Source organism: Butyricimonas synergistica DSM 23225 (genome assembly GCF_000379665.1).
GTDB classification, from domain to species: Bacteria; Bacteroidota; Bacteroidia; order Bacteroidales; family Marinifilaceae; genus Butyricimonas; species Butyricimonas synergistica.
In genome coordinates this window covers 290571-315710 of the sequence record NZ_KB903367.1, presented here as the reverse complement: position 1 = coordinate 315710, position 25140 = coordinate 290571, and the positions used below count along the sequence as shown (strand labels likewise).

General features: G+C 43.1%; 19 protein-coding genes. 6 read left to right on the top strand and 13 right to left on the bottom strand.

Going from position 1 to position 25140, the window contains the following annotated elements; genetic code table 11:
* Positions 1-47 precede the first annotated feature (47 nt).
* Both A3CY_RS0113735 and A3CY_RS0113730 read right to left on the bottom strand, forming a co-directional pair.
* Positions 48-2540 (bottom strand): DUF5686 and carboxypeptidase-like regulatory domain-containing protein, encoded by a 2493-nt coding sequence (locus A3CY_RS0113735; RefSeq protein ID WP_018338506.1) that lies wholly within the window; start codon positions 2538-2540, stop codon positions 48-50.
* A 98-nt stretch (positions 2541-2638) separates the two neighbouring features.
* Positions 2639-3604, bottom strand: coding sequence for a KpsF/GutQ family sugar-phosphate isomerase (locus A3CY_RS0113730; RefSeq protein WP_018338505.1), 966 nt, complete (start codon positions 3602-3604; stop codon positions 2639-2641).
* Between the two features lie 236 nt (positions 3605-3840).
* Between A3CY_RS0113730 and recQ the strand changes: the two genes are divergently transcribed.
* Positions 3841-6015, top strand: a complete 2175-nt coding sequence (recQ, locus tag A3CY_RS0113725; protein ID WP_018338504.1) for a DNA helicase RecQ — start codon at positions 3841-3843, stop codon at positions 6013-6015.
* A gap of 30 nt (positions 6016-6045) precedes the next feature.
* Here the strand turns inward: recQ and A3CY_RS0113720 are convergent, their stop codons facing one another.
* A complete protein-coding gene (locus A3CY_RS0113720) occupies positions 6046-6708 on the bottom strand; it encodes an MgtC/SapB family protein (RefSeq protein ID WP_026207666.1) in 663 nt (220 codons plus the stop codon).
* Positions 6709-6777: 69 nt separating this feature from the next.
* Between A3CY_RS0113720 and nhaD the strand changes: the two genes are divergently transcribed.
* Positions 6778-8046 carry a sodium:proton antiporter NhaD gene (gene nhaD / locus A3CY_RS21085; protein WP_316928937.1) on the top strand — a complete coding sequence of 423 codons (1269 nt, stop codon included), beginning with the start codon at positions 6778-6780 and terminating at the stop codon, positions 8044-8046.
* A 95-nt stretch (positions 8047-8141) separates the two neighbouring features.
* Here nhaD and A3CY_RS0113710 read toward each other — a convergent pair whose 3' ends face one another.
* From A3CY_RS0113710 to A3CY_RS0113670, 9 genes are all read right to left on the bottom strand, one after another.
* Entirely contained in the window at positions 8142-9413 is a 1272-nt protein-coding gene (locus tag A3CY_RS0113710) for an adenylosuccinate synthase (protein ID WP_018338502.1), read from the bottom strand.
* A 91-nt stretch (positions 9414-9504) separates the two neighbouring features.
* Positions 9505-9957 (bottom strand): Fur family transcriptional regulator, encoded by a 453-nt coding sequence (locus A3CY_RS0113705; protein WP_018338501.1) that lies wholly within the window; start codon positions 9955-9957, stop codon positions 9505-9507.
* An 83-nt stretch (positions 9958-10040) separates the two neighbouring features.
* Complete coding sequence (locus A3CY_RS0113700) at positions 10041-12236, bottom strand: RelA/SpoT family protein (RefSeq protein ID WP_018338500.1); 2196 nt, start codon at positions 12234-12236, stop codon at positions 10041-10043.
* An 83-nt stretch (positions 12237-12319) separates the two neighbouring features.
* Positions 12320-13144 (bottom strand): glutamate racemase, encoded by an 825-nt coding sequence (gene murI, locus A3CY_RS0113695; RefSeq protein WP_018338499.1) that lies wholly within the window; start codon positions 13142-13144, stop codon positions 12320-12322.
* Between the two features lie 106 nt (positions 13145-13250).
* On the bottom strand, positions 13251-13769 hold the full coding sequence (locus tag A3CY_RS0113690; protein WP_018338498.1) for an OmpH family outer membrane protein: 519 nt from the start codon (positions 13767-13769) through the stop codon (positions 13251-13253).
* Positions 13770-13940: 171 nt separating this feature from the next.
* Entirely contained in the window at positions 13941-16484 is a 2544-nt protein-coding gene (locus A3CY_RS0113685) for a BamA/OMP85 family outer membrane protein (protein ID WP_018338497.1), read from the bottom strand.
* 5 nt (positions 16485-16489) lie between these two features.
* Positions 16490-17218, bottom strand: a complete 729-nt coding sequence (locus A3CY_RS0113680) for an isoprenyl transferase (RefSeq protein ID WP_026207665.1) — start codon at positions 17216-17218, stop codon at positions 16490-16492.
* A gap of 148 nt (positions 17219-17366) precedes the next feature.
* Positions 17367-18263 (bottom strand): NAD kinase, encoded by an 897-nt coding sequence (locus A3CY_RS0113675; protein ID WP_018338495.1) that lies wholly within the window; start codon positions 18261-18263, stop codon positions 17367-17369.
* A 48-nt stretch (positions 18264-18311) separates the two neighbouring features.
* Entirely contained in the window at positions 18312-18977 is a 666-nt protein-coding gene (locus tag A3CY_RS0113670) for a CBS domain-containing protein (RefSeq protein ID WP_018338494.1), read from the bottom strand.
* Between the two features lie 181 nt (positions 18978-19158).
* On the opposite strand from A3CY_RS0113670, the gene A3CY_RS0113665 reads away from it, so the two are divergent.
* The 4 genes from A3CY_RS0113665 to A3CY_RS0113650 all read left to right on the top strand — a co-directional run bounded on the left by A3CY_RS0113665 (position 19159) and on the right by A3CY_RS0113650 (position 23041).
* A complete protein-coding gene (locus A3CY_RS0113665; protein WP_018338493.1) occupies positions 19159-19413 on the top strand; it encodes a hypothetical protein in 255 nt (84 codons plus the stop codon).
* Positions 19414-19587: 174 nt separating this feature from the next.
* On the top strand, positions 19588-21153 hold the full coding sequence (locus A3CY_RS0113660) for a DUF4301 family protein (RefSeq protein ID WP_018338492.1): 1566 nt from the start codon (positions 19588-19590) through the stop codon (positions 21151-21153).
* Between the two features lie 120 nt (positions 21154-21273).
* Complete coding sequence (locus tag A3CY_RS0113655) at positions 21274-22203, top strand: DUF368 domain-containing protein (RefSeq protein WP_040371791.1); 930 nt, start codon at positions 21274-21276, stop codon at positions 22201-22203.
* 100 nt (positions 22204-22303) lie between these two features.
* Positions 22304-23041, top strand: coding sequence for a shikimate dehydrogenase family protein (locus A3CY_RS0113650; RefSeq protein WP_018338490.1), 738 nt, complete (start codon positions 22304-22306; stop codon positions 23039-23041).
* A 208-nt stretch (positions 23042-23249) separates the two neighbouring features.
* On the opposite strand, the gene A3CY_RS0113645 is transcribed toward A3CY_RS0113650, so the two are convergent.
* Positions 23250-25091 carry a SpoIIE family protein phosphatase gene (locus tag A3CY_RS0113645; RefSeq protein ID WP_169503656.1) on the bottom strand — a complete coding sequence of 614 codons (1842 nt, stop codon included), beginning with the start codon at positions 25089-25091 and terminating at the stop codon, positions 23250-23252.
* Positions 25092-25140: the final 49 nt, after the last annotated feature.

Sequence of the window (25140 nt, the reverse complement as noted above, 5' to 3'; positions counted from 1 at the left end):
AGATAGTCTTTTACAATTGAAATTTGAAAAATGAAAAATGAAAATTATTAGAAATTTAGATGTATGGAAAAATTAATTGCGAAATTATCCACTTTCTGACCGGAACGATCGCCCCGGTGTGTCAATCGCCAAATGGCATCTACCCGGATCAAGCGCAAAATATTCTCCACGCCGACACCCGCCTCGATATAAGGCTTGGACACGGACGACATCCCGTCCGGGAAAAGCAATACTGCATCGGTATTCGGCAAACTTCCGTTATTTTTATCTGACAACCTTCCCCACAAAGCCTTCACCGTGGCGACTTCACGCCATTTCAACCGTTTCATCAAAGGTATCTTACTCAGGAAAAATCCCCTGAAATGATGTTCCCAGAATACCGCTCCCCACAGATCTGAAGCGAACTCGTAGAAGTTCATGCACGAGAAAGCATACGGGTCATAGAAATAGGTCGCATTTCCCTCGTGCAACTTCAACAAGGGATACGGGACTTTCCCGAATATTTTCCCTCCAGTAAGCATAAAATCGCTATAACCGATAGGAGCAATTTGTACATCATGCTGTATGGACAGCTGTGCCCGGTAATACTCGTAATCACTGTTCAACACACCTTTCAATCCTGCCACGAGGTCGATACTCACGATCGGAAAATCCGACCCCATGGAAACTTTATCAAAATCCTGCCGCACCACAATCTCGTTCTTTGACAAGCGTGTTCCCAAGCGAAATTGCGTCGTGTGAATTTGATTCAGTTCCTTCCCGTCCGGACGAACAAAATCGACGTATTTCGTCGGGTACATCTGGCGATATTCGAGAGCAAAACTATTGGAAAAACCTTGCCTCCATTCTTTCTCGTAACGGAAATCAAACTCATTAATCATAGTCAATTTCTCGTTATTTCCCCGGGAAAATATGGAACTCAAGATGTTACCCGTGGAAAAAGCATTCTCGCTCGCCCCCAGCTGCAACACGTCATGTTTCCCGCTGACTGTCAATTTTGAAGTAGGTTGATTGTTGAACATATACTCCACGGTTCCACCGCCCTTGAATTCCCCGTCCTTCGTGCTATACGCGCCATAACCCGAAAGCCGTATCCGTTTACTGAAATCACTGGTTGTTTTCGCTCCCAACTGGAAGCGGCTTCCTTCAAGTTTATTAAAACTAAACAGCTTGTAATAAGGTCCGAATCCCACGTATTTCGTGTTATAGTACCCTAGGAAAATGGTCTGTATCATATCATATATATTCTGGTAGAGCGGAACATTTTTAATTGAATCTACCATATTATATATATTCTGTTCTTTTTCCGATAACTGGTAAGGACGCACCGTCTGCCAATAGTTCTCGTCATTTTGGAGAACATTTTTATTTATAATGACCTCGTTATCCAGTTTCAATATATCCGCCGGAATAGCTTCATTTACTTTCACGTTGGAATAATCAATTTGCCGATGTCCCATGAAAGAAATCAATTTGGAAGAATCTCGCATTTGCACGGTAAAGTCAGCCAAGATTTTATCCTGTTTTAGAAACCAAATCGAATCGTTGATCAATTCATTGGTAGTCTCGACCGCCAAATCTTTAATCCAGTTCACGTTCAAATCCTTTGTCATACGCATCTGCGCGGACTCCAACGCCCAAGTCGTGGAATCGATATTCACCTCGCCATCAAACACGGGCGTTGATTTTCCTTTAGGATGAAAACGAATCTTATATATCTTTCTGCCGTCCTTCTGCACGCTATCGACCAGAAAATACTTGTAGTACAACAAACCGTGGTCACACAGGGGACTGACAAAATTTACCTCAAAAATATTGATGTAGTTGTCATACAAATTCACGTTCACGTGTAAATGCCCCGTAAACTGCGCGAGGCTGTAATCCTCTTCAATACCGGAAATCCTGCTCGCTTTCACGACTTCCCGTGACAACCGGGGAGAACGTCGATAATAATAATCCGCCGAAGCCTCGGAGATCATAACCGGCAAATAAGCCTTCCCCGTGATAGCGGAAGTATCCATGTACTGGAAAATAAAACCGAAGTTCTTCTGCAATTTTTTATTCCGAAACTGCGGTTTCAGATTGGCTACATCCAATTCCATCTTCGTGTACGTGGTGTAGCTATACGATTCCTTCTCCGCCGGATTGTTCTTTTTCTTGTTCTTCGAGATATTACGCAATATGGCATGAGCTGGATTCTCACCCGGCGTCACGCTCACTTCATCCAAATCCGTGACAATGGGCACCAACTTGAAATCTATCGTGTTAAAAGCTCCTTTTTTAATCGGCACGGTCTGTTTTTCATACGAAACATAAGCAGCCATTATTTCGCTCACGTTCTCCCGAGTTTCGATATAATAATTCCCGTCGAAATCTGTTGTCACCCCGATAGTCGTTCCCACGAAAATAATACTCACCAAGGGCAACGGTTCTCCCGTTTCCGCATCGGTTACAGTCCCCCTCACCTTCGTAGTCTGAGCATTCAACACAGAAACCCACGCCGCCAAAATGAATACTAAACACAACTTTATATGTACCATATTTTTAAATTTACAATTCTGAGATTTATGATTTCATGATTATCACCCCTACACCATGATATATACAATCACTCAATCGCAAATCACTGAATCAAAAATCATACCACTCCTTCGCGCAATATGTCATGTATGTGTACCATTCCTTTATAGTGATTCTCCCGGTCGACCACGACCAATTGCGTGATACTATTCTGTTCCATCATCCGGTAAGCGTTATAAGCCAACTCTTCTTCCGAGATAGTTTTAGGAGATTTCGACATAATATCTTTTGCCGTCAATCCGTCCACGTCCTCGTATTTCTCCATCATCCGCCGCAAGTCCCCGTCCGTGATAATTCCTAGCAAATGCTCTTCATCATCCACGATCGCCACAGCTCCCAAACGTCCTTTCGACATCGCGAGAATTACCGGGCGAATTCCGGCATCCATTCGGATATTCGGGCGATTGTCACAATCATAAACATCTGCAACCCGCGTATAAAGCCGTTTTCCAAGAGTTCCTCCCGGATGATATTTGGCAAAATCCCTACTTGAGAAACTTCTACATTCAATCAAACACATCGCTAGTGCATCTCCCAGCACTAACTGTGCCGTAGTTGAATTTGTGGGAGCTAAATTTAAAGGACAAGCCTCTTTTTCCACTTTTGCCTTTAATATATAAAGTGCATTTTTAGCCAGAAATGAATCTGTATTGGACACCATCGCCACGATATTTTTATTTCCGTTATTGCGGATCAAAGGTATCAATACTTTTATTTCCGGCGTATTTCCACTCTTGGACACGCAAATCACCACGTCTTCCTCACGGATCATTCCCAAATCTCCGTGAATGGCATCCGCCGCATGCATAAAAACAGCCGGAGTACCCGTAGAATTCATCGTGGCGACCATTTTTGTCGCTATAATGGCACTTTTCCCTATCCCGGTGACGATGACACGCCCCTTGCTTTCGTATATTAATTTAACAACTGCTTCAAAATCCTCGTCGATATAATTTGTTAGATTTCGAATGGCTTCTGCCTCATCCTGAATTACTTTTATTGCAACTGCCTTAATATCTACCATGCTTCCAGATTCTATTTATTTATTTCAAAATTATGAGCCGAGCAAAAAAAACAAAAAACTATTGCACTTATCATTTTTTGCTATAACTTTACTAGGGACAAAAGTATCATTTTTTATGATAGCTTAAAAACGAGTGGTGATAGATTTATTATTGAATATTTTGTTTGGAAAAACAAATTAAATTATAAATTTGCGCACCCGTCTAAAAACAGGGTGTGTGAAAATTAAAAAAAACAATGGGATTGCAGATAGATTTACATGCTAAATTAAAAGAGTATTTCGGCTTTGATAATTTCAAAGGAAACCAGGAAGAGATCATAAAGAATGTACTTGCCGGGAACAACACGTTTGTTCTGATGCCAACGGGTGGGGGCAAATCTTTATGTTATCAATTGCCTGCACTAATACTCGACGGAACCGCTATTGTGATATCTCCTTTGATTGCTCTTATGAAAAATCAGGTAGATGCCATGCGTTCCTTCAGTGCATCAGAGGGGGTTGCCCACTTCATGAATTCTTCACTCAGCAAAAGTGATATTTTAAATGTAAAAGAGGATGTACTAAACGGAAAGACCAAGTTGTTATATGTGGCGCCGGAATCCTTGACCAAGGAAAGTAATATCGAATTTCTACGTAAAGTCAAGATTTCTTTCTTTGCCGTCGACGAGGCTCACTGTATTTCGGAATGGGGACACGACTTCCGCACGGAATACCGGAAGATCAGACCGATCGTGGAGCAAATCGGGAAAGCCCCAATCATTGCCTTGACGGCAACGGCTACCCCGAAAGTACAACATGACATCCAGAAGAATCTGGATATGCTTGATGCTCGGGTATTCAAATCTTCTTTCAATCGTTCAAACCTCTATTATGAAGTTCGTCCGAAAATAGACCCGACAAAAGATATTATCAAGTTTATCAAAAACAACGAGGGGAAATCCGGTATCATCTATTGCCTCAGCCGTAAAAAAGTGGAAGAGCTCACGGAAATGCTTTGCGTGAACGGTATCAAAGCCGCCAGCTATCATGCCGGGATGGATGCTGCCGCCCGTAGTGCCAATCAAGACAAATTCTTGATGGAAGAAGTAAACGTGATTGTTGCCACCATCGCTTTCGGAATGGGGATTGACAAACCGGACGTACGTTTCGTCATTCACTATGATATTCCCAAGAGTTTGGAAGGGTATTACCAGGAAACAGGACGTGCAGGACGTGACGGGGGTGAAGGCTATTGCCTGACTTTTTACAGTTACAAGGATATTCAGAAACTAGAAAAATTCATGCAAGGGAAACCCATCGCCGAACAGGAGATCGGGAAACAACTTTTGATGGAAACCGTTTCTTACGCCGAGACATCTTTATGCCGGAGAAAAGTGTTATTGCACTATTTCGGGGAAAATTATGATGAAGAGAATTGCGGTGCTTGTGACAACTGCTTGTTCCCGAAAAAAGAATTCGAGGGCAAGGAATTCTTGATCGATGCGCTTAATACCATCCTCGAGGTCAAAGAAAAGTTCAAGGTAGATTACTTGGTAAAAATTCTACTTGGGGAAACCGATTCTATCATAAAATCGTATCATCATGACGAGCTGGAATCTTTTGGTGTCGGCTCCGACAAAAACGCTCAATTCTGGAACATGGTTTTCAGACGGGCATTGATTAGTAATTATATAGAAAAAGATATTGAACAATACGGGGTCATTAAACTCACGGAAGATGGACTCGCATTTTTAAAGGAACCTAAAGACTTTATGCTGATGGAAGATCATAATTTTGAAGAATCTGAGGAGAAACTTCAGGAAAAGGGAGGAGTATCAGCACTTGACAACACCTTGTTTGCCATACTGAAAGACTTACGGAAAAAGATTGCCAAGAAAAACAATTTGCCGCCATACGTGATATTCCAAGACCCTTCACTGGAAGATATGTGTACCAACTACCCCATCACGTTGGAAGAGTTGGCAAACATCCAGGGGGTTGGTTCCGGCAAAGCACAGAAATACGGGCAAGAATTCGTCGAGGTTATCAAACAATACGTGGAAGACAACGAGATCGAAAGAGCCCAAGACCTGGTGGTAAAAACTGTTGCCAACAAATCGAAATTCAAAGTATATATCATACAGAATATCGACCGCCAGATTGACCTTGAAGACATCGCTTCTGCCGAGGGATTAACCTTTGAAGAACTCATCAAGGAAATGGAAGCCATCGTGTTCTCGGGCACCAAACTGAATATTGACTATTACATCAATAAGATTTTGGATGACGAGCAACAGCAAGAGATCATGGATTATTTCATGGAAGCCAAAAGCGACAACATCGGGGATGCGTACGATGAATTCGAAGGCGATTATTCAGAAGAAGACCTTCGCCTAATGCGACTGAAATTACATTCCAAACACGGAAACTAATAAAAAAAGCGACCAGAAGGTCGCTTTTTTTTATTCCATCCGATCAATGATGACATCCGGAAGATGCTGAATAAACTGGAATAGTAAAGTTTCATCCCCCGTTTTATGGGTACGAATGACCATGGTCACCCGGTAGGTTGTCAAATCACCCAACTTGGAAGACTCCGTGGAATAAGAACTAATCGAATGTTTTTTCCGTTTTATTTCATCCGTAACTTCTTTTATAACCTCTTGGCTTGTTGTAGTGAACACCAATAATACATTTCGCTGGCTGATTTTCTGGAACACGTACCCGAGTCCTTCCAGCCCCAACAATGTCAGCAACATGGCACATACTCCCAACCAATATTGCCCGGCTCCCACTGCCAACCCAATGGCGGATGTTGCCCATATCCCGGCAGCCGTGGTCAATCCCCGGACAAACAATTTCTGAATAATAATCGTACCCGCTCCCAGGAAACCTATACCGCTCACTACCTGCGCCGCAATACGACTCGGGTCAAGCCCAATTCCCGTTTCTCCTAAAATATCACTGAACCCGTATTTGGATACAATCATAAACAAGGCGCTTCCCAAAGCAACTAAAAAATGTGTCCGAAACCCGGCTTCCTTTGCCCGGTATTCCCGATCCAATCCAATAATAGCCCCCAATACCCCGGCAACCAGTAGCCGAAAGAAAAAATCCCATGTCATCATATCGTATCACATTTACTTTAACCTCATGTTCACCACAAAGATAAACCAATCTACGCAAAATTACGTATGAAAGATACAATTCAGTCCAAAAAGTTCATAACCATGATACCACCCATCATCATCACATTCATCTTGGGATACGTTTTTATAGCACTAGAAAAACAACTCGAAATCAACAAAACCGCCATGGCACTCGTACTGGGAATCATCCTATGGGTTTTCTCTTTACACCAGACGACCTTGAACATAAACACCCAGATTATCGACCATCTCGGGAATACGGCTGAAATCCTATTCTACCTGCTCGGGGCTATGACCGTGGTCGAGTGGGTCGATACCCACGAGGGGTTTGCATTACTCACCCGGAAAATCACGACCCAAGATAAAAGAAAACTCCTTTGGATCATCGCGTTTCTTACTTTCATTCTGTCCTCTATTTTGGATAACCTGACAACTGCTATTGTCATGGTAATGCTCCTGCGGCGTCTGATCCCGGAGCAACGGGAACGTTGGATATTCGGGAGTATCATCATCATTGCCGCCAATGCCGGGGGAGCCTGGACGCCCATCGGGGATGTAACGACCATCATGCTTTGGATTCATGATAATATCACTTCCATGAACGTTATCCGGCATTTATTCCTCCCCAGTTTCACATCCCTGCTAATTCCATTGGTAATCACCACGTTCCAAATAAAAGGAACGACACAATCCCAACCGACAAACGATTCGGCAACACCGTTAGCCATAACACGCAAAGAGCAAATCACGATTCTCGCCCTAGGTATCGGTAGCCTCCTTTTCGTTCCAATATTTAAGGAACTCACGAATCTTCCCCCTTTCATGGGCATCATGTTAGCTTTAGGGGGTATATGGATATACACGGAAATCCTCTATAACCGGAAAAAGGATATATCCCCGGACAAAGTACATCGCATCCCTTCTATCCTCGCAAAGATCGACTATCCCACCTTACTCTTTTTCCTGGGAATATTGATGGCTGTTGCCGCCCTGCAAGTCGTCGGGGTACTAGATCAGATGGCAAGTTTCTTAAATGATAAACTGCACAACGTGTACTTCATTAATATCATCATTGGTTTCTTGTCTTCTATTATAGACAACGTCCCGCTCGTTGCTGCTGCTATGGGTATGTACCCACTCGTTCACACAGGCGGAGTACCTCTCTCCGGCTATATGATGAACTTCACCACGGACGGTGCTTTCTGGGAACTACTGGCATATTGCGCCGGTACGGGCGGTAGCATTCTGATTATCGGTTCTGCCGCCGGAGTCGTCGTGATGGGTATGGAACAATCAATTTTATGTGGTACCTGAAACACATCACTTGGATGACGATCTTAGGATATATCGCAGGAATAAGCGTGTATTACATTATATAAAATAAAGAAAGCTGCTTTCGCAGCTTTCTTTTATTCTTCTGTATAGCGAATGATCGTCTGATCCCGATCCGGACCCACGGATACAATCTTCACCGGAACCCCGGTCTCTTCTTCCAGGAAGGCGAGATAGTTATTGAATTCCTCCGGGAATTCATCCTCCGAAGTCATCTTGGTCATATCGCATTTCCATCCCGGCAGTTCAGCATATACTGGCTTCACACCTTCCGTAATATCATACGGGAAATAATCGACTTCCTCTCCGTTCAACTCGTAAGCCACGCAAGCCTGTATCGTGTCGAAAGTATCCAGCACGTCGCTTTTCATCATAATTAATTGAGTCACCCCGTTTATCATGATCGCGTATTTCAAAGCCACTAAGTCTACCCAACCGCAACGACGTCTGCGTCCTGTCACTGAACCGAACTCGTGTCCCAGATCACACAACTTCTCTCCCGTTTCGTTATTCAATTCCGTAGGGAAAGGGCCGCTCCCGACACGGGTACAGTAAGCCTTGAATATCCCGTACACTTCACCGATACGACGAGGAGCAACCCCTAGTCCAGTACAAGCTCCGGCACATACCGTGTTGGAAGAAGTCACAAAAGGATAAGAACCGAAATCAATATCCAGCATCGTGCCTTGTGCCCCCTCTGCCAGAATAGATTTTTCGTTATCCAGGTATTGATTTATTTCATGCTCACTATCGATAAGTTTGAATTGCTTCAGGTATTCGATACCCTCCATCCATTCCTTTTCGACCTCCGTCAAATCATAAGAAAAATTCAAACTTTTCAATATTTCCTCGTGACGAACTTTTGCTTTAGCATATTTATTTTCAAAGTCATGCAGGATATCCCCGACACGTACTCCATTCCGGCTAACCTTATCCGTGTATGTCGGTCCAATCCCTTTTCCTGTAGTTCCTACCTTTGCATCCCCTTTAGCCGCTTCATAAGCCGCATCCAGGAAACGATGAGTAGGCAGGATCAAATGTGCTTTCTTGGATATATGAAGTTTCTTTTTAAGATCATGTCCGGACGCGGATAGAGCTTCTGCCTCTGCTTTAAATAAAGCGGGATCGAGCACCACGCCGTTTCCGATAATATTCACTTTATCACCTTGAAATATTCCGGAAGGGATAGAACGAAGAACATATTTTTGTCCTTCAAATTCAAGTGTATGACCGGCATTAGGTCCTCCTTGAAAACGAGCCACGACATCATACCTCGGGGTCAACACGTCGACCACCTTCCCTTTTCCTTCATCTCCCCATTGCAGTCCCAACAAAACATCTACTTTCATCTGATACATTTTTAGATTGATTGCCACACAAGACCGCGACAACCAGCAAATTAAAAAAACTCCTTAAAAAACAAACGTACAAAAATAATATTTATTTCTTTCCCGCCAACTTGCAGTTGTGACAAATACCATAAATATAAAGCATATGATGGTGCACAGAGAAATCATACTTCTCCTCCACGTGTTCCACGATCTCTTCCAAACGGGAATCTGAAAATTCCTCTACCTTCCCACATATTTTACACACGATGTGCTCATGCTTCTTATTATTGTAAGCCCGCTCGAATTGAGCGATATTATTCCCGAATTGATGTTTGATAACCAGCTTGCATTCCAACAACAAATCTATCGTGTTATACAAAGTGGCACGGCTCACCCTGTAATTCTTGTTTTTCATAAACACATACAGGGATTCTATATCAAAATGACCGGCATGGGAATAAATCTCATCCAAAATGGCATATCTCTCGGGCGTCTTACGATGTCCTTTCTGTTGCAGGTAAGTAGTAAAAATCTCTTTTACTGTCTCCTTTATTTTTTCCATCGAGTCCAAAGCTAATTCAATTTACAACATGGCTAAGTTACAACTTTTATCTGAAGAAAACTCACTATTTAGACGAAATTTAATTAGGCGTCCAAATTCTCTACTCTCGAAACGTTCTCAACACCCTTTAGAGATGATATTTTCATCATTAAATTATTCAAGTCAGCCGTGTTATGCACGTAAAGATGGATCATACCTTCAAAGATTCCGTCCTTCGTTTCAAAATGCACGGTACGCATATTCACGTTACTCTCTTTTGAAATAATCATCGTAATATCGCTGACTATTCCGATACTATCGATCCCGTTCAATTTAATCACCGCGAGAAAGGACATGATCTTGTGGCTCACCCACTTCACCGGGACTATTTTATCCCCGTAACTGGACATCAAGCGAATAGCTTCCGGGCATTTACGCTTGTGCACGGTAATCTTATCGCCCTCGATCTTCATACCCACCACGTCATCGCCCGGAATCGGGTTACAACAAGGAGCAACAATAAAATCCGAGGCATCCTCCGTCATATCGTTTATCACTTTCCCCTCCTCCTTCTCTACCGGCACCTTTTCTTTATCACTTTTGAAGAACTGCAATTTCCAGTACTTCACGAATTTATTCTCGGACTTTTTCTTCAGCGCCTTCCGTACCTCCTCAATATTCAGATTTCCCTTTGCCAAACTGATATAGAGATCATCTTTACAATCCAATTTCAAATGCAACAAAGCCTTATTCAGGTTCTCCGTGCCAAAGGGCAATTTCATATCTTCCAACAAATTCTCGAACATCATCGTCCCTATCTTCACTTGCTCCTTCCTCTCCCGCCGGAATATCATCAGTATATTATTTCTTGCCTTAGCCGTCACGATAAAATCCAACCAATCACTCTGCGGCTTTTGCTTATCGCTCGTCAACACTTCCACTTGGTCGCCACTCAGCAACACGTGGCTCATCGGCACCAATTTATGGTTCACCTTTCCCCCGATACACGAACTCCCGATTTCCGTGTGAATGTCATAAGCGAAGTCCAACACGGTAGCCCCTTTAGGCAAGGTGCGCATATCTCCTTTGGGCGTAAACACGCGAATCTCTTTGGCAAACAGATTCAGCTTGAACTCGTCCAGAAATTCCAAAGCATCCGTACCGGGTTGCTCCAACATCTCCTTAATTCCCGCCAACCACTTATCCACCTCGTTACTCGCCTCGGCATTATCGCCTTTATATTTCCAATGGGCGGCAAGTCCTTTTTCTGCAATCTCATCCATTCTCCGGGAACGGATTTGCACCTCAATCCACTTACCGCCGGGTCCCATGACGGTCAGATGCAATGCCTCGTAACCGTTCGCCTTGGGAACACTCACCCAATCCCGAATCCTTTCCGGCTTCGGGCTATACATATCCGTGATTAAAGAATAGATATTCCAACACTGCCATTTTTCCGGTTGGTTGTCCTTCGGCTCAAACACGATCCTCACTGCAAGCAAGTCATAAATCTCCTCGAAAGAAATATGCCTGCGCTGCATCTTCGACCACACCGAATACACGCTTTTTGTCCGGGCAGTAATTTCATACTGGTAGCCGCTCTCTGTCAAACGCTCCCGGATAGGGGCGATAAACCGCTGGTACAACCCGGTATTCTCGTCCCGGTAAGCATGAATCCTCTTTTCCAATTCCTGGTATTCAAGCGGATTCTCATACTTCAAACTCAAATCCTCCAACTCCGTCTTGATCGCATGCAATCCCATGCGATGAGCCAAAGGGGCATATATATACAAGGTTTCACTGGCAATCTTCACCTGCTTGTGTTCTGGCATCGCATCCAAAGTACGCATATTATGCAAACGGTCAGCAATCTTAATCAGAATAACACGCACGTCATCCGCCAGCGTCAAGATCATCTTTCGAAAACTCTCCGCCTGCTTCGTGGTGTCACTTCCCATCGCTTCACTGATCTTGGTCAACCCGTCCACGAGGGAAGCAATCTTTGCCCCGAACAAGTTTGCGATATCTTCCACCGTGTAATCCGTATCTTCCACGACATCATGCAACAAAGCCGCAATAACCGACTTCGTCCCCAACCCGATCTCTGTTGCCGCCACCTTAGCGACCGCTATCGGATGTAATATATAAGGTTCACCGGACTTCCGCTTTACCCCTTGATGTGCTTCCCGGGCAAATTCAAAAGCCGTACGAATCATTTTTTTACTCTCTTCTGTCGTTCCCTTTCGCAAGGATTGCAATAAATCCTCGAAAGCCGCGTTAATCATTTCCTGCTCGTTCATAACCGTCTTCAATTTTAGATTTATTGATTTCAAATTTTAGATTCCTGCCCACTTCCCATGCCTTGAATCGTAAATCATAAATCTTATATTTCTATATGCCTGGACACCACATCCGCCTGCATAAATAAAGTTGCCATCTTATCAAACATTCCTCCTTTTTCCGTGGTGAAGAATTCCACTTGCCTCCCTCGTGAAAGCATTCGCTCCATCTCGGAATGACGACATAAATAATCTTTCAAACTCCGCGCCACGATCTCTCCCTGCTGAATCACCGCAACCCCTTGAGGTACAAAACGGTCAATGACCCCTCGTAAAAGAGGGTAATGCGTGCACGCCAACACGATCGTGTCGATCTTCGGGTCGTTCTGCATCAATATATCTATATATTTTTGCACAAAAAAAGCCGCCCCCGGAGAATCGATCTCGTTGTTTTCAACGAGAGGTACCCACATCGGACAAGCTAGTTGTGACACTTGAAATCCTTTCTCCGAATGAATTTTCGCAATTTCCAACAGATAGGACTCGGAGGCAACCGTACCCGAGGTCGCCAGCACTCCGATATGCCCGTTACGTGTAAAATCGGCAACTGCTTCCACGCTAGGTCGAATAACCCCTAGCACTCTCCTCTGGGCATCTATCCGGGGCAAATCCACCTGTTGTATCGTCCTCAACGCTTTCGCCGAAGCCGTATTGCAAGCGAGGATCACCAAACGGCATCCCATATCGAATAATTTCAACACCGCCTCCCGCGTATATTTATACACCACGTCAAAAGAACGCATCCCGTAAGGCGTACGGGCATTATCACCCAAGTAGATATAATCGTATTCCGGCATTTCCTTCACAATATCTTTCAATATTGTCAATCCCCCGTAACCTGAATCAAACACCCCTATCGGACAAGACATATATCTAAATTTTATCGTTTAATAGCTGCTAATATACCTTTTATTCCTAACTAATCAAAAAAAAAGCCGCCTTTTCGGGCGACTTTATTTTTCTTAATATATCGTATTATTGAAGACCTAATTTTTTCTTCATCAAAGGTAATACATCCTCGCTATTATCGGCTGCAAACAATAAAGCGTTCATCGTGAAGATATAAGTAAAGCCATTCTCCTTACCTACCTCCTGAGCTGCTTTCTGGATTTTCTCCATGATTTCACCCATCAATTTATTGTAAGTTTCTTGCAATTGTTGATCTGCCAACTCCCGGAAATTTTGGATTCTCTCACCCAAACTTCTAATTTCTTGTTCCTTGTTGGCACGTACTAAATCCGTATATGTTTTCTCGTTTGCCTGATACTCCTGAAGTAACTTTTGATAAGTTTCAGTCATAGAAGCCATTTCTTTTTGAATTTCCGTTTGTTTAGCTTGCAACGTTTCATCTGCTTTTTTAGATTCAGGCATTACCGACATTAACTTTTGCACGTCGAGATGACCCAATTTGATCGGTTTTGCCGTTTGAGCGGAAGCAGCAAATGCTACAAATATAAACGCCACCAAGGCAAATAATTTTACTGTATTCTTCATAATGTTTGTCTTTAAATATGATCTACAAAAGTAATAAAATTAATTTTCCATTCCTAGTCAACATACATAATGTATGCAAATAAGCCCAAATTTATTCTGTGATTTTATGATTCTCGATTCTGTGATTCCATTTTAATCACGAAATCACAGGATCAACCAATCACAAAATCCTTAAAATTCTTGTCCCAACACGAAGTGGAATTGTGAACCACCCGCACCTGAACGTCCCGGTACATCGTCAAATCCATATCCCCAGTCGATACCGAGCAATCCGAACATCGGCAAGAATACACGCAAACCAACTCCCGCGGAACGATACAAATTGAACGGTTCGAAATCCTTCAACTCGTACCATGAATTACCGGCTTCCATGAATCCCAAGGCGTATATCGTAGCCGACTGAGCCAAAGAAATCGGGTAACGCAATTCCAACGTGAATTTAGAATACATACTTGCATCAGATCCTTGCGGAGCCATGAAGCTGGAACCCGCATTTGTCAATGATCCGTTCTCGTAACCGCGCAATCCCACGTATTCACGCCCATACAAACTATATCCGGACATTCCGTCACCACCCATCTCGAATCCTTCGAACGGAGATTTCCGGTTTTTATCATAGTATCCCAAGTACCCGTATTGTGCCGAAGCGTAAAGCACCAACGGACGTTTCTCGCTATGTGTCAGAGGAGTGAAAATCTTTCCACTGAATTTCCATTTATGATACTCGATCCATCTGTACCGAACCTCATCTTTCTCTGCCTCGAAATGGCGGTTAGAGAATAAAGAATAAGGAGGTGTCAACGTCAAAGAGAACGTGAACTCACTACCTCTCTTCGTGAACAAGGGATTATCTATAGAACTCCGCTTAATCACGGTCGCAATAGACAAGTTATTGGAATTACCATTCTGTATCAAGTAATAAGGCCAATTCTTCAATTGATAACGTTGGAATGAAATCTCGTTATACATCGTGAACCAGTCATCCGGCCATTTCACACGCCGCCCCAATCCCACGCTAAACCCGTAAGTAAGCATCAATTGGCGAGTATCGTAATACTGCGAAGCATTTGCACTTTGCGCGTAATAGGAATTACGGTAACTGCTAGAGAATCCTGTCTGACGAGAAAAATACAAAGAAACACTTAATGAATTCGGTTTCTTTCCTCCCAGCCAAGGTTCGCGGAAAGACAAGCTGAACGAAGTATAATACTTACCATTTGTTTGAGCCTTCAAGCTGAATGTCTGCCCGTCTCCTTGCGGAAGAGGACGATAAGTATCCCAGTTAAATATGTTACGGATAGAGAAGTTCGTGAAGGTCAACCCTAACGAACCGATAATCATACCGGCACCCCAACCTCCGGAAAGCTCGATCTTATCGTTTGCTTTCTCAACCAGGTCAAACACGACATCCGCGGTACCCGCCTCTTGATTGACATTCAACAAGTCCGGCTTGATCTGTTCCGGGTCAAAGTGCCCCATATTAGCCAATTCACGGGCACTTCGTATAATATCTTCCCGACTAAACAACTCACCCGGGTACACGTACAATTCCCGGCGGATCACGTGCTCGTGCGTCCGGTTATTTCCCCGAATAAGTACCTTATTAATAGTAGCCTGAGAACCTTCAGAAACACGGACTTCCAGATTAATAGAATCCTCTCCCACGATCGTCTCTATCGGCATCAGTCGAGAGAACAAGTACCCGTTATTCTGGTAAATATTAGATACGGCATCTTCATCAGAAGAAATACGTTCGTTCAAATACTTACTATTATATACATCTCCTTTTTTGATATTCAACAAACGGCTCAACGTTTCTGAATCATATATGGTATTACCAACCCAAGAGATATTATTGAAGTAATATTTATTTCCTTCCTGTACATCTATATAAATCTTCACCCGTTTCGGGGAAACCTGAACAACGCTATCGGAAATAATCACCGCATCACGGAAACCTTTCTCGTTATATTTGTCAACAAGGTTATATTTATCCTCGTCATAATTCTTTTCGATATATTTCGCAGACTTAAAGAAATTAATAAACGATTTCTCTTTCGTCTTTTTCATGGCGGCTTTCAGACGACCGTCTTTCATCTGCTTGTTTCCGTTAATAATAATCTCGTCGATCTTTATCTTATTGTGCTTCTCCACGATGACATCCAGAACGACGTAATTCTTCTCTTTCGGATCATCCCGTTCGATGATTTTAATATTGGTATTATAATACCCTTTTTCCTTTAGATATTTCTCAACTTGAATCTTCAAGTTTGATTTCATGAAATCCGTCACCTGTGATCCCAACGACAAATTCATCTTTTCCTTGATCTTATTCTCCTCGGATTTCTTCAAGCCGATATAATTGATTCTCGAAAGCTTATGCCTTTCCTGAACATACATAATCAGGTATATCTTGTCCCCTTCAATCCGATCGACAGCGATAGAAATATTAGAGAACAAATTTTGATCGTAAAGCCTCTTGATCGCCTTAGTGATAGCCTCACCCGGTACTTGAATGGACATTCCGTCCGTTAACCCGGCGATGGATGCCAGCCCGTCATAATCTCCGCCGACGACCTTCACTCCACCCAACTCATAAGTTTTCGGAGTCGAATAATAGATATCAACTTGTTGTCCTGTCGTATCTGCGACCTGGGCTTTTGCCCCACAAACACACAATATAAATATTAATAAAAGCGTTATTTTTCCTGTCATCTGAGTCACTTTTTTAATTGCTCTCCGGTCATACCGAATCGTCTCTCTCTTTTTTGAAAATTACGAACTGCCAAATATAAGTCTTCTTTTTCAAAATCAGGCCAAAATTTATCAAGAAAATATAGTTCAGTGTACGCTAACTGCCATAAAAGGAAATTACTCAGCCTGCATTCGCCACTTGTGCGGATTAACAAATCAGGATCGGGGATCCCCGCGGTAGTCAAATACCCAGAGAAGTCCATCTCCGTAACAGACTCAATATCTTTCACTTTCCCCGACTGGCAATCTTTCATCAATTGTTTTGCGGCATTCAAGATTTCCCATCTTGCTCCGTAACTCAAAGCGATCACTACTGTCAGATTCTGATTCGAGGCAGTTTTTTCAATCAACCCGTTTAATTTTTGATACACCTTGTCCGGCAGATCGGTCAAATTACCGATAGCCCTAACCCGAATCCCCTCTTTCATCAAATTATCCGTTTCGGCAACAATAGCATCTACCATCAATCCCATCAAAACATCCACTTCCTTCTTGGGTCGATTCCAATTCTCCATCGAAAAAGCATACAACGTCAAATACTTTATCCCCGCGTGCCCGGCGGCATCAATCACTCTCCTCACGGCCTCCACGCCTTCTTTGTGTCCTTCCCATCTTTCCAAGCCCCTTTGCTTTGCCCAGCGACCATTCCCGTCCATAATAATCGCCACATGCTCTGGTATATTCTCCTTCATCATAATAATTGAAAATTGAAAATTGAAAATTGAAAATGAATTACACATTTTCGTTCCTCAACTCATTATTAATAACATTTCCCTTATTTATATACTTGTTTTTCTTTAATCACAGAATCACCTAATCATCAATCACAAAATCAATTATCTTTTAACTCTTATTCCTCTTGTCTTCCCCCCAGTTCAACTTATTCCTCAAGGTTTCATAATAACTATGCCCCGGCATCTTCACCACGTTTATTTTAAAATCACCGGACGATATGAACAATTCATGACGATCCGACACGGTGCGTATCCGGGAATCGGCACTCACCATAAAATCTCCCGAACGGCTCTCTACTTTCAAACGAATCTTCACGTCACCGGGCAATATCAACGGACGCATATTCAAATTGTGCGGGCTCACCGGGGTAATAATCAAATTATCGGAACTGGGGGAAACAATAGGTCCGCCACAGCTCAACGAATAAGCGGTAGAACCCGTGGGAGTCGCAACAATCAACCCGTCCGCCCAATAGGTCGTGAGATATTCCCCCCCGATATAAGCGTGGACTTTCAACAAAGACGACCGTTCCGTTTTCTGCACGCTAATCTCATTCAAAGAATAATTAAAATTAGAGAACGGATTATCCTCCATCTCCAATTTCACCAAAGCTCTTTGTTCCTCTTCATATTTCCCGGCACACAACCATTGTATCGCCTGGGGAATCTCTTCTTGCGCGATATTCGCCAAAAATCCCAACCTACCGCTATTTATACCCAGAATCGGCACCCCGCAATTCTTCACCCGAACGGCAGAATCCAAGAAAGTGCCATCCCCACCCACGCTAAACAAGATATCTGCATCCGCTTCCAAATCAGCATTATAGAGAGATTGAAAATAAGCCTTTACGTCCCACTTCTCGCTCAAAAATTCAAAGAACGGTCTATAACAAGACAGTTTCACGCCACGCTCTACCAAATCACGCAACATTTGTTTAAAATAAGGATAAAACTCCTCGTGAATCACCCGTCCATATATCGCTACTTTATTTATCTTCAGACACATCTATTCGATTTTAGCTTCTAACTCTAAATTTTAAACTCTAAACTCCCCTTACATTTCCATGAACCGCATTAACTGCCCGTACCGGTCACGCAATTCATCATTCACGTCTTCTCCCAGCACGAAAGTACTTTTTATCACGTAACGGTAACGGACAAAAGTATCCAGAATCGGCTCAATCCTCGGCGTGTTCACCTTAATTGTAATATCTACTTTATTTGAGTCCGGGGTACAAGTCACAAAACAACTTAACACCTTAGCTTCATTATATTCCACGATCTGTGCCACCTCTGCCAATGAATAATCGATCTTATTCACCTCCAGCACGATAATCCCACCGGGATCATCCACGCACAATATCTTATCCACGTTATGCAAGATATCCGCTAACAAAATAGCCCCCTGGTACCCCCCTTTTCGGTTTAAAACAGGAACGATAGACAGACCTCTGGTAGACGCAACCTCTATCACGTGATACATATGCATATCCTCGTACACGAATGTCGATTCCCTCGGGATCTCCAGGCTACCAATCGGATCGTTCAAACACCCGTGAGCGTACATGATCTCATCCGACAACAAGCCCGCATAAGTATTCCCTTCTACCACCGGCAAATGAGATACCCTAAACAAATCCATCCACCCCAAAGCCTGAGCGCATGTATCGTCCTTCTTCAATACCGGAACCACATTTGATAATAATTCTGCTGCTATCATATCTATTATCATTTCCTCGTCTCTCCAATCCTCCTACCAAGAAATCATTAAATCAATTTCTCGCCCTAAAGATACATTTTTTTCTTCATTCGAATCCCTCATTAAAATAATTTTCAATTTTCAATTATCAATTTTCAATTATTCCTATATTTGCCGCGTAATTTAAAAAACAGTAAACATCATGTTGCCAAAATTTCTAATTGCTGATAATTCCCAAGAAGCACCGGATCTAGTATACGTGGTGCACACGGAAAAGCCTCAATGCATCATCCAATGTGACATAGATGGTTTTTATAGCAACCAGAAAATATACTGGATTGACGAAGAACCCATTTGCACGGACGACATAGAGACTCTACTTGAAGAAGCGGAAGACTTTTTTGAAGCAGAGCTAGAAAATCAAGAAGAACTATATGACGACGAAGACGACAACTAATTGTCGTCTTCGTCATGTTACAAGTTACAAGTTCCAAAAAACGGCAAATACAAACCTGCAACCTGCAGAGCCGAAGGCTCAACTTGTAATCTCTAACACAAAAAGCAAATTTTGCTTTTTGTCTAATTATTCGTAACTTGCCCGATTATTACATAACCTACAAACCCAAAATGTATGTACACGAAAAGTGATCTCAAACAATTCAAGCGCAGAGGGATTAAGCCAGAACAAATTGACAATCAACTTGAAAACTTCAAGCAGGGTTTCAATTTCGTTCAAATCCGGGATGCGGCGACAATCGGTAACGGGATCCATAGTCTGAATGACGAACAGGCTGATGAATTCATCCGCATCTTTGAGGAGAAAAGAAACACGTTGAAAATCATGAAAATGGTTCCGGCATCCGGTTCCGCTTCACGTATGTTCAAAACATTAAACGCGTTTTTCAACACCTACACGGGAAGTGACGAAGATTACCTGAATCTTCGATTAAACAAAGAACCGGGAACCATATTCTCGTTCTTCGAAAAATTAAAAGAATTCCCCTTTTATTCACACCTAAGAGAGGCTCTTTACAAAGACCGCTTCGATTTGGACAAGCTTCTCTGGAAGAACGAATTTATCACGATATTGGAATATATCTTGACAGAAAAAGGGTTAAACTACAATGCCACCCCCAAGGGATTGATCGACTTCCATATATATAAAGATCATATCCGTACCGCGGTGGAGGAACATTTGGTGGAAGCCGCCCTTTACGCCAACGATGGCAAAATGGCGCACATCCATTTCACGGTATCCGAGGAACACATGGGCAAATTCAAACCCCTCTTAAAACAGATTCTCAAGGATTACCAAAAAGAGTTCAATATCAAGTACGACATCACCTTCTCCATCCAGTCACCCGCGACCGATACGGTCAGCCTGGACTCCGAAGGCGAACTGTTGCGGGATAGCGACGGAAACATCGTCTTCCGCCCTGGAGGTCATGGCGCCCTGATTCACAATTTGAACGACTTGAAAGAAGATTTAATCTTTATCAAGAACATTGACAACGTCACGCCTGATCGTAACAAGGCAGACACCGTGAAATACAAAAAGATACTTGCCGGAGTATTGCTCAAAACGCAAGCAAGAATCTTCAATTACATGAAGATCCTGAACAAAAAAAGTAGCCTCACGGAAGAAAACCTAAACGAAATAGAGCAATTTATTTACGACAACCTCGGGTACAAACCCCAGGAAGGTCTAGTTCACAACAACCTGAAAGATAGGGTTAAATACTTGAAAAACCTGCTCGACCGTCCTTTGCGGGTGTGCGGAATGGTCAAGAACGAGGGAGAACCCGGTGGAGGTCCTTTCTGGGTAGAAAACTCCGGGAACGGGCAACGCCTAATGATCGTGGAAAGTGCCCAAGTAAACCAGAAAGACAAGGGGCAGAAAAAAATATTCACCCAATCCACTCACTTTAACCCGGTAGATATCGTATGTAGCACGTACAATTACAAGGGTAAAAAGTACGATCTGAAAGACTTCATCGATACCACGCAGGGATTCATTACCAGTAAATCTTTCGAGGGAAAAGACATCCAGGTTCAAGAACTTCCCGGCTTGTGGAACGGTGCTATGGCAAACTGGAACACCGTGTTTGTCGAAGTCCCCTTGACTACTTTTACCCCGGTAAAAACCGTCTTTGACCTGTTGCGTTTCGAACATCGCAACGTGTTCAAGAGCGAATAAAAAATTTATGATTTATGATTTACGATTTCAGATTTAAGTTTTGAATGAAAATTAAAATCTGAATTCGTAAATCTAAAATCACTGAATCTAAAATCATTAAATCACAGAATCAATTCATTCATGGAGAAGAAAACAAACTACCTATTATTAGTACTAAGAGGATGTGCGATGGGTGCCGCCGATGTTATTCCCGGCGTGTCTGGAGGAACAATAGCATTTATTACCGGAATTTACGAGGAATTGATCGAATCCATTCGGTCTATTAACTTACACGCTTTACGTCTGCTGGTAAGTTTCAAATTCAAAGAATTCTGGAAACATATCAACGGGAACTTTTTAATAGCCGTGGTCGCAGGTATCGCCATTTCCATTTTCTCGCTGGCGAAACTCATGAAATATTTGCTTGAAACCCATCCCCTGTACATTTGGTCGTTTTTCTTCGGTCTTATCATCGCCTCGGCGCTTCTTGTTTCCAAAGAAGTGAAAAAATGGGATTTATTCTCCATCACCTCGCTCGTCGTCGGTGCCGTTGTTGGTTACACGATCACAATCCTGACTCCGACCAGCACCCCGGAAACTTGGTGGTTTATCCTGTTGTCCGGTGCGATCGCCATTTGTGCCATGATTCTCCCGGGGATATCGGGAGCATTCATACTATTATTATTAGGCAAGTATGAATATATCATCACGGCAGTGAGCGAATTTAATATCGGAATATTACTTATATTCCTAGTTGGAGCGGTTGCCGGAATCATTTCATTCTCTCACCTGCTTTCTTGGTTATTGAAAAATTACCACGGTCTAACCGTTGCCCTGTTAACCGGGTTCATGGTCGGCTCGTTAAATAAAATCTGGCCATGGAAACTCACCGACACGGAATTAATCAACGGCAGTCCCTTCGAGATTGAAAGAAACGTACTCCCGGGCGCTTTCGAGCAGGCAGGCAATGACCCGCTCACGTGGCAAGTACTCCTGATGTGCCTCATCGGTTTCCTGCTGATCTGGGGAATTGAAAGATTAGCCGAAACATTACAACCTAAAACAAAATAATTTATGATTTCAGATTTACGATTTTAGATGGAAGCGTTTGTACGCAACTTGTTAAATGCCATCTAAAATCATAAATCATAAATCACAAATCACAAATTTCATGCTTCTCTTCGGCTTACTCGGCTTTCCATTGGGACATTCTTTTTCCAAATCCTACTTCACGGAGAAATTCACGGCAGAAAATATAGACGCAGAATTTCTGAATTTTGAATTGAACGACATCACCCGAATGCCCCTCGTTATCCGGGAAACTCCCGAATTGAAAGGCTTTGCCGTTACCATTCCTTACAAGGAAAAAATCATGCCTTTTCTTGATTACATCAGCGAGGAAGCCCAAGCTATCGGGGCTGTCAACTCGGTAAAAGTGGAGCGTACTCCTTCCGGTTTCGTGCTTTCCGGCTACAATACGGATATGCCCGGTTTCCGGGATTCACTGCTCCGCTTTATGCCGCATCTCCCGAAACAGGCATTAATTCTAGGCACAGGAGGTGCCGCAAAAGCAGTAAAATACGCCCTGACCTCTCTGGGGATTTCCGTCACTTCCGTCAGCCGTACCCCCTCGTCAGAAGAAATCGGTTACCCGGAACTCATGCATCAACTGAATAAATACCCCCTAATCATCAACGCCACTCCCCTCGGTACATCACCTCACACGGAAGGTTGTCCACCTATCCCCTACGAGCAACTCACTCCCGACCACTACCTTTTCGACCTGGTCTATAACCCGGCCGTCACAACATTCATGCAACGAGGAATGCAACATGGCGCCAATGTCCGCAACGGACTGGAAATGCTACACCTCCAAGCCGATTATTCCTGGAAAATATGGAACTCCTGATACCAGAATCCTAAAGTTATCCCAACGTGATTCCAAAGTAAAACTACCTTTACATCGTTACAAGCTACTTTCAAGCCACTAACAACCCCGCTGGCAAACGGTGCTGTAACCGTGTTAAAAGTATTTTGTAAGTAAGTTGAGGTAGTATTACCTCGAAAATACCTTGGGTTCTCTATGGAATTAATATGAATTGAACTGCCCCCTTTTATTATCTTCGGACATCACAACGCAGACTCATAACCGTCAAGTCATCCGATTGCTCAGCGTTCCCGGCATAAGCATCCACATTCGCAATAATGCCTTCCACCATAGCCCTGGACGACAAATTCTTGTTCTTTTCTATAAATTGAAGCAAACGTTCCATTTTATAAAATTTGGCATTCTCGTTCTGTGCTTCAGTGACACCATCGGAATAAAGCACCAATTGCGTGCCCGGGGCAAAATAACAGGATTGCTCCTTGTACTCATAATCGGAAGAAACTCCCAAAGGCAAGTTATCCTCGGTCTTAAACACTTGCACGGAACCATCCGCCTTAATCATGACAGGATAAGGATGCCCCGCGTTACAGAAGCGCAATTGCCGAGTATTCAAGTTCAGGACTCCGGCAAAGAAAGTGACAAACATACTCGTGTTACCATTCCGGATGAGACTACGGTTAATCACGTTAATAATATAATTCAAGGAAGTATCCAACATTGCCACGGAACGCATTTGGCTGATCGTCGTAGACATAAGCAAAGCTGCCGGAACACCCTTCCCGGAAACATCCCCAATAGCAAACCCAAACTCGTCCTCGTTCAGCATAAAATAATCATACAAGTCCCCGCCGACCTGCTTCGCCGGACGCAATATAGCATGAATATCAATGAACTCGCTCCCCACGGACGGAGTGAACTTCTCCGGCACCATTCCTAACTGTATATCATGGGCAATACGCAATTCACTTTCGATCTTCTCGTTGGCAGTTGTTGTACTCCGCAAGCGTTCTATATACTCGGTTAATTGTTTCTGCATAAACTGGAAAGAATCATACAATTCCCCTAACTCATCCTTGGAACGAATCGTCGGCAGAGAAGTATTGAAATCACCACCCGCAATAGCCCTTGCCGACTCGGAGAAACGTGTCAAAGGTTTTGTAATTCGCCGCACGGCAAGGAAACATACCCCATAAATGAACAACAGCAATAACAAAAAACCAAGTAACATATACATATTAAACTGGTTCAGTTTCCCGAAGACCTGGTCGTAAGGACAGACAACTGCCATATACCAATCCGTGGCAAAGATGCCCGTGTAATACACGTACGACAATGTCTTTCCATCCTTCACGATCATACTCCCACTATTCCCCGCAGCCATTTCATTAACCAACCGGGCTACACCAGGATCCGGTGATTCCTCAGCTGTCCGAAACATATTCATACCGATAGTATCCTCCCCTTCCTTACGCATGATATACCGTCCCTGTTTATCAATAATCACCGTGTAGCTTCCCTCATAAGGTTTCATTGAATTTGCCAGATTCCTCAACCATTTATTGGTCAGGTCGACCGACAATATTGCGATAAGTTCCCCTTTTTTACCATGAATCGGCACTGCATAGGAAGTAGTTATCACATCGGGATCCCCCGCGTCGCGGTAAGGTTTACTCCAATACCTCGTTTGACGGGCACCCTTATACCAACCTTTTTCAAAATAATTATAATCCTCACTCCCCACCTGCATGGTCTTCACCGTATCACCGCTCATAAAAGAATAAGGTGCAAAATAATGTCCCTTCTGCGGGAAATAATAAGGCTCGAAAGCGATGGCACAACCGAAAATCTCCGCGTTCTCCTTTACTATCCGGCGGGTAATAGAAAACAATGAATCCGGATTCTTCACGTACTCCACGATCATCCATCCCAAGTTATCTGGAATTTTTTCCACCTTACTAAGCAAAGAACTCACATTTAAGTTCGCAAGCTCCGCCATCGTCTGAATTTTATCCTCCGCCTCTTTCGATAACGTTTTCGTGGAATAATGATAAAATATCCCAAACAGTATCACGGATAATACTGTAATAAACGAAATTACGTAAAAACTTAATTTTGCAGAA

What these genes read in the sequence shown, in the direction of transcription:
- A3CY_RS0113735 (WP_018338506.1), bottom strand. Translation starts at nt 2,540, where the DNA reads ATGGTACATATAAAGTTGTGTTTAGTATTCATTTTGGCGGCGTGGGTT.
- A3CY_RS0113730 (WP_018338505.1), bottom strand. Translation starts at nt 3,604, where the DNA reads ATGGTAGATATTAAGGCAGTTGCAATAAAAGTAATTCAGGATGAGGCA.
- recQ (WP_018338504.1), top strand. Translation starts at nt 3,841, where the DNA reads ATGGGATTGCAGATAGATTTACATGCTAAATTAAAAGAGTATTTCGGC.
- A3CY_RS0113720 (WP_026207666.1), bottom strand. Translation starts at nt 6,708, where the DNA reads ATGACATGGGATTTTTTCTTTCGGCTACTGGTTGCCGGGGTATTGGGG.
- nhaD (WP_316928937.1), top strand. Translation starts at nt 6,778, where the DNA reads ATGAAAGATACAATTCAGTCCAAAAAGTTCATAACCATGATACCACCC.
- A3CY_RS0113710 (WP_018338502.1), bottom strand. Translation starts at nt 9,413, where the DNA reads ATGAAAGTAGATGTTTTGTTGGGACTGCAATGGGGAGATGAAGGAAAA.
- A3CY_RS0113705 (WP_018338501.1), bottom strand. Translation starts at nt 9,957, where the DNA reads ATGGAAAAAATAAAGGAGACAGTAAAAGAGATTTTTACTACTTACCTG.
- A3CY_RS0113700 (WP_018338500.1), bottom strand. Translation starts at nt 12,236, where the DNA reads ATGAACGAGCAGGAAATGATTAACGCGGCTTTCGAGGATTTATTGCAA.
- murI (WP_018338499.1), bottom strand. Translation starts at nt 13,144, where the DNA reads ATGTCTTGTCCGATAGGGGTGTTTGATTCAGGTTACGGGGGATTGACA.
- A3CY_RS0113690 (WP_018338498.1), bottom strand. Translation starts at nt 13,769, where the DNA reads ATGAAGAATACAGTAAAATTATTTGCCTTGGTGGCGTTTATATTTGTA.
- A3CY_RS0113685 (WP_018338497.1), bottom strand. Translation starts at nt 16,484, where the DNA reads ATGACAGGAAAAATAACGCTTTTATTAATATTTATATTGTGTGTTTGT.
- A3CY_RS0113680 (WP_026207665.1), bottom strand. Translation starts at nt 17,218, where the DNA reads ATGATGAAGGAGAATATACCAGAGCATGTGGCGATTATTATGGACGGG.
- A3CY_RS0113675 (WP_018338495.1), bottom strand. Translation starts at nt 18,263, where the DNA reads ATGTGTCTGAAGATAAATAAAGTAGCGATATATGGACGGGTGATTCAC.
- A3CY_RS0113670 (WP_018338494.1), bottom strand. Translation starts at nt 18,977, where the DNA reads ATGATAGCAGCAGAATTATTATCAAATGTGGTTCCGGTATTGAAGAAG.
- A3CY_RS0113665 (WP_018338493.1), top strand. Translation starts at nt 19,159, where the DNA reads ATGTTGCCAAAATTTCTAATTGCTGATAATTCCCAAGAAGCACCGGAT.
- A3CY_RS0113660 (WP_018338492.1), top strand. Translation starts at nt 19,588, where the DNA reads ATGTACACGAAAAGTGATCTCAAACAATTCAAGCGCAGAGGGATTAAG.
- A3CY_RS0113655 (WP_040371791.1), top strand. Translation starts at nt 21,274, where the DNA reads ATGGAGAAGAAAACAAACTACCTATTATTAGTACTAAGAGGATGTGCG.
- A3CY_RS0113650 (WP_018338490.1), top strand. Translation starts at nt 22,304, where the DNA reads ATGCTTCTCTTCGGCTTACTCGGCTTTCCATTGGGACATTCTTTTTCC.